Genomic DNA, 4,529 nt, shown 5'->3' with positions numbered 1-4,529 from the left:
GGCCGAGGCGCGGCAGCCCTGCGCCGCCGCCAGCCGGTCGAGCCTTCCCTGCATGTCGCCCTCGAGCGAGAGCACGTCGGCATAGATCAGCCGGCCGCCCCGGGTCAGGCGCCAGGCGTCGCGGAAGCGACCGCGTTCCACGCTCTCGCCCCGCGCGGTGCGGCCGAACACCACCTGTTCGAGGCCGAGGAAGGCGGCATCCGGCGCCATGTCGATGCGGAGGTCGCGGGCGAGGTCGCAATCGTCGAACAGGATGGTTTCCTGCGGCAGCCATTCGGCGAAGGCACCTTCGCCCACCGTCAGCCGCGTCTCCTGCCGGGCCGGCACGCCGCCGATGGCGCGGTAGGCCCGCTCCGCCGCCTGGGAGGCGACGGTGGCGCTGGTCCCCGCGCCCCATTCGACATGGGTCGACAGGCGGTCGCCACCGGTCAGCCCGCCCGAAGTGTTCAGGGTGACCGCGGTCAGATGCGCGCCCGCTTCCCGCCGGGGGAAACGGGCCTTGGCGCAGCCCTGCTGATAGAGATGTTCGAGAACCGTCGCCTCGCCCCGCCGCCGGAAGGAGAGCTCCAGCCGCCCCTCCGCCCGTGCCAGGGGCTCGGCGGTCAGCGGCTCAGACCATGACGTGACGGCGAACCTCGGCTTCATCCAACTGGTCCTTGGGCCCGGCCAGGACGACCTCGCCCCGGTCCATGACCGCCAGCGTCTGCCCCAGCTCGTGCGCGAAATCAAAATACTGCTCGACCAGCAGGATTGCCATTTCGCCCCGCGCGCGCAACAGGTCGATGACCCGGCCGATATCCTTGATGATCGACGGCTGGATACCCTCCGTCGGCTCGTCGAGGACGAGAAGCCGGGGCTTCATCACCAGGGCCCGGCCGATCGCCAGCTGTTGCTGCTGACCGCCCGACAGATCGCCGCCGCGCCGGCGCAGCATGGATTTCAGCACCGGGAACAGCTCGAAGATCTCGTCCGGTACTTTCCGCTGGCCGCGCGGCAGCACGGCGAAGCCGGTTTCCAGATTCTCGCGCACCGTCAGCAAGGGGAAGATGTCGCGCCCCTGCGGGACATAGGCGATGCCCCGGCGTGCCCGCTCGAAGGGCTTTAGATTGGTGATATCCTCGCCTTCCCAGGTGATCCTGCCGCGTTTCACCGGCTGATTGCCGGTGATCGCCCGCAAGGCCGAGGTCTTGCCGACACCGTTGCGGCCGAGGAGGCAGGTGACCTTGCCGACCTCGACGGTGAGGGAGACGGAGCGCAGGGCCTGCGCCGCGCCATAGAAGAGATCGATCTTTTCGACTGACAGCATGATCCGATCCCCTAGCGGCCGAGATAGACTTCGATGACGCGCTCGTTGGCCTGGACCTGGTCGAGCGGGCCTTCGGCCAGCACCGAGCCCTCGTGCAGCACCGTGACCTTGACCCCGAGCGCCTTCACGAAGGTCATGTCGTGTTCGACGACGACGACCGAACGGGTCTTGTTGATCTCGACCAGCAATTCGGCGGTTTCGGCCGTTTCGGCGTCGGTCATGCCGGCCACCGGCTCGTCGACGAGAAGGAGCGCCGGCTCCTGCGCCAGCAACATGCCGATCTCCAGCCACTGCTTCTGGCCGTGGGACAGGTCGCCCGCCAGCCGGCCGAGCGACTCGGTCAGCTTGGTCAGCTCCAGCAATTCGTCGATGCGCTGCTTTTCCTTCGCCGTCTCCTTGGCGAAGAGCACGGTGAAGGGCTTGCGCAGGCCCGCGAGGGCGAGTTGCAGATTGTCCCGCACCGTGTGGCTTTCGAACACGGTCGGCTTCTGGAACTTGCGGCCGATGCCGAGCTGGGCGATGGCGGCTTCGTCCATCTTGGTCAGGTCGACGTCGCCGTTGAAGGCGACGGTGCCGGTATCGGGCCGCGTCTTGCCGGTGATGACGTCCATCATGGTCGTCTTGCCGGCGCCGTTCGGGCCGATGATCGCCCGCATCTCGCCGGGGGCGATGACGAGGGAGAGGTCGTTCAGCGCGCGGAACCCGTCGAAGGTCACGGTTACGCCGTCGACATAGAGGATGGGCTTCGGGGTGACGTCACCGATCTGCATCGCCGTCTCCTATTCGCCCGCCGGGGTCGAGGCTTCGGTTTTCGGGGGCTCGGGCGCGACCGCGTTCTGGGCCTTGCGGCTGCGCAGCATGTCGAGGAGCTGCGGCACCGTGCCGACGATGCCCTTGGGCATCAGCAGGGTGACGAAGATGAAGAGACCGCCGAGGGCGAAGAGCCAGAGTTCAGGCAGCACGCCGGTGAAGACGGTCTTGCCGAAGTTGACGACGATGGCGCCGATGGCGGCGCCGACCAGGGTGCCGCGACCGCCGACCGCGACCCAGACCACCGCCTCGATCGAATTCTGCGGCGCGAATTCACCGGGGTTGATGATGCCGACCTGCGGCACATAAAGCGCGCCGGCGATGCCCGCCATCACGGCCGAGAGGGTGAAGGCCGCGAGCTTGTAACCCTCGACCCGGTAACCCATGAAGCGCGTGCGGCTTTCGGCGTCGCGAACCGCGATCAGCACCTTGCCGAAGCGCGAGCGGGTGATCCACAGGCAGAGCAGATAGCACAGCGCGAGGGCGAGGGCCGAGGCGGCGAAGAGCGAGACGCGCATCCCGTCGGTCTGCAGGTTGAAACCCAGCAGGTCCTTGAAATCGGTCAGGCCGTTGTTGCCGCCGAACCCCATGTCGTTGCGGAAGAAGGCGAGCAGCAGGGCATAGGTCATCGCCTGGGTGATGATCGAGAGATAGACCCCGGTGACCCGCGAGCGGAAGGCGAGATAGCCGAAGACGAAGGCGAGGATGCCGGGGATGAGCGCGACCATCACCATGGCGAACAGGAAATTGTCGAAGCCGAGCCAGTACCAGGGCAGCTCCTTCCAGTTCAGGAACACCATGAAATCGGGCAGCACCGGATCGCCATAGACGCCGCGCGGGCCGATCTGGCGCATCAGATACATGCCCATGCCGTAACCGCCGAGGGCGAAAAAGGCGCCGTGCCCCAGCGACAGGATGCCGACGTAGCCCCAGACGAGATCGATCGACAGGGCGAGGATCGCGTAGCACAGGTATTTGCCAAGGAGCGCGACCAGATAGGTCGGCACATGGAGCGCCGATTCCGCCGGCGTCGCGAGGTTGAGCACGGCGACGAGCACGGTGACGATGAAGAGGCCCGCCAGGAACCAGAAGGCCATGGCGTCCGAACCGAAGATACGTTTCGCAATCATCGCTCGACCGCCCTGCCTTTCTGGGGGAACAGGCCCCGCGGCTTGCGCTGGATGAACAGCACGAGCGCGACGAGGACGAAGATCTTGCCGAGCACCGCGCCGGCAACAGGTTCGAGCAGCTTGTTGGTGATGCCGAGCGTCATGGCCCCCACCAGCGTACCCCAGAGGTTACCGACGCCGCCGAAGACGACGACCATGAAACTGTCGATGATGTAGCCTTGGCCGAGGTTGGGGCTGACATTGTCGATCTGGGACAGGGCGACGCCCGCGATCCCGGCGACGCCGGAGCCGAGGCCGAAGGTGAGCATGTCGACCCAATTGGTGCGAATGCCCATGGAGCCGGCCATGCGCCGGTTCTGGGTCACCGCCCGCATCTGCAGGCCGAAGGCGGTCCGCCGCAGCACGATCATCAGGACGACCAGCACGACCATCGAGAAGACGATGATCCACATGCGGTTATAGGTCAGGGTCAGGCCGCCGAGATCGAAGGCGCCGGACATCCAGGCGGGATTGCCCACCTCGCGGTTGGTCGGACCGAAGATCGTGCGCACCGCCTGCTGCAAGACGAGCGACAGGCCGAAGGTGGCGAGCAGGGTTTCCAGCGGCCTTCCATAAAGGAAGCGGATGATCACCCGCTCGATCAGGATGCCGACCGCGCCCGAGACGAGGAAGGCCAGCGGCAGGGCGATGGCCAGCGAATAGTCGAACAGCCAGGGCGCCGAAGTGCGGATGATGTCCTGCACGACGAAGGTCGTATAGGCGCCGATCATCACCATTTCGCCATGGGCCATGTTGATGACGCCCATCACGCCGAAGGTGATGGCGAGGCCGATGGCGGCGAGCAGCAGCACCGAGCCCAGCGAAATGCCGTAATAGAAGCTCTGCACGCCGGACCACAGGGCGAGACGCCCCTCGATCGCCTCGGCCGCGTCCTTGATCGCCGCGGCGACCGCCGGCGAGGGCGTCGGCGCCGAGGTCAGCATGGCGAGGGCATCCTGATTGCCCTGGGCCGCGATCACCTCGACGGCATCGAGCTTGGCCGCGTCTTCGGCGGGGCCGTAAAGGATCAGGGCGGCCCGCGCCCGCTCGAGCGCGGTCTTCACCTTGGGGTCGTTTTCGCGCGCCAGCGCGGTCTCGATCAACGGCAGCGAGGTCTGGTCCTTGGACTTGAACACCGACAGCGCCGCGTCGAGCCGCTTGGCCGGATCCGGGCTGACCAGGGTCAGCTGGCCGAGCGCGGCTTCGGCGGCGCGGCGGATGCGGTTGTTGGCGCGGACCGGCTT

Annotated in this window: 5 protein-coding genes; all 5 read right to left on the bottom strand. The window is 66.9% G+C overall.

The features are described 5' to 3' along the window. Positions 1-645 (bottom strand): urease accessory protein UreD (locus tag WAZ62_RS08745; RefSeq protein ID WP_422643140.1); only part of this gene is annotated, 645 nt, incomplete at its 3' end. Next, a complete protein-coding gene (gene urtE, locus WAZ62_RS08740) occupies positions 611-1,306 on the bottom strand; it encodes an urea ABC transporter ATP-binding subunit UrtE (RefSeq protein WP_422643139.1) in 696 nt (231 codons plus the stop codon). The genes urtE and WAZ62_RS08745, both read right to left, overlap by 35 nt. Positions 1,307-1,317: 11 nt before the next feature. Continuing rightward, positions 1,318-2,076, bottom strand: coding sequence for an urea ABC transporter ATP-binding protein UrtD (gene urtD, locus WAZ62_RS08735; RefSeq protein ID WP_422643138.1), 759 nt, complete (start codon positions 2,074-2,076; stop codon positions 1,318-1,320). 9 nt (positions 2,077-2,085) lie between these two features. Further along, complete coding sequence (urtC, locus tag WAZ62_RS08730) at positions 2,086-3,246, bottom strand: urea ABC transporter permease subunit UrtC (RefSeq protein ID WP_422643137.1); 1,161 nt, start codon at positions 3,244-3,246, stop codon at positions 2,086-2,088. Then, the coding region (gene urtB, locus WAZ62_RS08725) for an urea ABC transporter permease subunit UrtB (protein WP_422643136.1) at positions 3,243-4,529 on the bottom strand (1,287 nt) is incomplete at its 5' end. The genes urtC and urtB, both read right to left, overlap by 4 nt.

Source organism: Zavarzinia sp. (assembly GCF_049306435.1).
Lineage (GTDB): Bacteria > Pseudomonadota > Alphaproteobacteria > Zavarziniales > Zavarziniaceae > Zavarzinia.
Note: the sequence above shows the minus strand (reverse complement) of the source record. Positions and strands in the feature narration are given on the sequence as shown.